1 rRNA gene is annotated in these 2649 nt (G+C 53.7%); it reads left to right on the top strand.

From position 1 onward, the window contains the following. Positions 1 to 2649 (top strand): 23S ribosomal RNA (locus A9G06_RS21195); the annotation flags it as partial.

The raw sequence follows: 2649 nt of genomic DNA, 5'->3' as shown, positions 1-2649 counted from the left end.
GAGGCGAACCGGGAGAACTGAAACATCTAAGTACCCCGAGGAAAAGAAATCAACCGAGATTCCCTCAGTAGCGGCGAGCGAACGGGGATTAGCCCTTAAGCATCTTGGAAGTTAGTGGAACGGTCCTGGAAAGGCCGGCGATACAGGGTGATAGCCCCGTACACGAAAACAACCTTGATGTGAAATCGAGTAGGGCGGGACACGTGACATCCTGTCTGAATATGGGGGGACCATCCTCCAAGGCTAAATACTCCTGACTGACCGATAGTGAACCAGTACCGTGAGGGAAAGGCGAAAAGAACCCCTGTGAGGGGAGTGAAATAGAACCTGAAACCGTGTACGTACAAGCAGTGGGAGCCCTTCGGGGTGACTGCGTACCTTTTGTATAATGGGTCAGCGACTTACATTTTGTAGCGAGGTTAACCGTATAGGGGAGCCGTAGGGAAACCGAGTCTTAACTGGGCGTCTAGTTGCAAGGTGTAGACCCGAAACCGGGTGATCTAGCCATGGGCAGGTTGAAGGTTGAGTAACATCAACTGGAGGACCGAACCCACTAACGTTGCAAAGTTAGGGGATGACCTGTGGCTGGGGGTGAAAGGCCAATCAAACTCGGAGATAGCTGGTTCTCCCCGAAAGCTATTTAGGTAGCGCCTCGGACGAATACTACTGGGGGTAGAGCACTGTTTGGGCTAGGGGGTCATCCCGACTTACCAACCCCATGCAAACTCCGAATACCAGTAAGTAATATCCGGGAGACACACGGCGGGTGCTAACGTCCGTCGTGAAGAGGGAAACAACCCAGACCGCCGGCTAAGGTCCCAAAGTTCTGGTTAAGTGGGAAACGATGTGGGAAGGCTCAGACAGCTAGGATGTTGGCTTAGAAGCAGCCATCATTTAAAGAAAGCGTAATAGCTCACTAGTCGAGTCGGCCTGCGCGGAAGATGTAACGGGGCTCAAACCAGGCACCGAAGCCGCGGATTCACACTAAGTGTGAGTGGTAGGGGAGCGTTCTGTAAGTCTGCGAAGGTGTATCGAGAGGTATGCTGGAGATATCAGAAGTGCGAATGCTGACGTAAGTAACGATAAAGGGGGTGAAAAGCCTCCTCGCCGGAAGACCAAGGGTTCCTGTCCAACGTTAATCGGGGCAGGGTGAGTCGACCCCTAAGGCGAGGCCGAAAGGCGTAGTCGATGGGAAGCAGGTTAATATTCCTGCACGACTTGTAATTGCGATGGGGGGACGGAGAAGGCTAGGTGGGCCAGGCGACGGTTGTCCTGGTGAAAGTGCGTAGGTGGTGTTTCTAGGCAAATCCGGAGACACAACACTGAGACACGAGACGAACACACTACGGTGTGGAAGCCATTGATGCCCTGCTTCCAGGAAAAGCCTCTAAGCTTCAGATTACAAGTCATCGTACCCCAAACCGACACAGGTGGTCGGGTAGAGAATACCAAGGCGCTTGAGAGAACTCGGGTGAAGGAACTAGGCAAAATAGAACCGTAACTTCGGGAGAAGGTTCGCTCTTGATGGTGAAGTCCCTTGCGGATGGAGCTGTCGGGAGTCGCAGTGACCAGATGGCTGGGACTGTTTATCAAAAACACAGCACTCTGCAAACACGAAAGTGGACGTATAGGGTGTGACACCTGCCCGGTGCCGGAAGGTTAATTGATGGGGTTAGCGCAAGCGAAGCTCTTGATCGAAGCCCCGGTAAACGGCGGCCGTAACTATAACGGTCCTAAGGTAGCGAAATTCCTTGTCGGGTAAGTTCCGACCTGCACGAATGGTGTAACCATGGCCATGCTGTCTCCACCCGAGACTCAGTGAAATCGAATTCGCCGTGAAGATGCGGTGTACCCGCGGCTAGACGGAAAGACCCCGTGAACCTTTACTACAGCTTGGCACTGAACATTGAACCTACATGTGTAGGATAGGTGGGAGGCTTTGAAGGCGTGACGCCAGTTGCGCTGGAGCCGTCCTTGAAATACCACCCTTGTATGTTTGATGTTCTAACGCAGGGCCCTGAATCGGGCTCGCGGACAGTGCCTGGTGGGTAGTTTGACTGGGGCGGTCTCCTCCCAAAGAGTAACGGAGGAGCACGAAGGTTGGCTAATCCTGGTCGGACATCAGGAGGTTAGTGCAATGGCATAAGCCAGCTTAACTGCGAGACGGACAGGTCGAGCAGGTACGAAAGTAGGTCATAGTGATCCGGTGGTTCTGAATGGAAGGGCCATCGCTCAACGGATAAAAGGTACTCCGGGGATAACAGGCTGATACCGCCCAAGAGTTCATATCGACGGCGGTGTTTGGCACCTCGATGTCGGCTCATCACATCCTGGGGCTGAAGTCGGTCCCAAGGGTATGGCTGTTCGCCATTTAAAGTGGTACGCGAGCTGGGTTCAGAACGTCGTGAGACAGTTCGGTCCCTATCTGCCGTGGGCGTTGGATGATTGAAGGGAGTTGCTCCTAGTACGAGAGGACCGGAGTGAACGAACCTCTGGTGTTCGGGTTGTCACGCCAGTGGCACTGCCCGGTAGCTAAGTTCGGAATCGATAACCGCTGAAAGCATCTAAGCGGGAAGCGAGCCCTGAGATGAGTCATCCCTGACCCCTTGAGGGTCCTAAAGGGCCGTTGGAGACCACAACGTTGATAGG

This window comes from Aeromonas sp. DNP9, assembly GCF_001728955.1.
Taxonomy (GTDB): domain Bacteria; phylum Pseudomonadota; class Gammaproteobacteria; order Enterobacterales; family Aeromonadaceae; genus Aeromonas; species Aeromonas veronii.
Note: the sequence above shows the minus strand (reverse complement) of the source record. Positions and strands in the feature narration are given on the sequence as shown.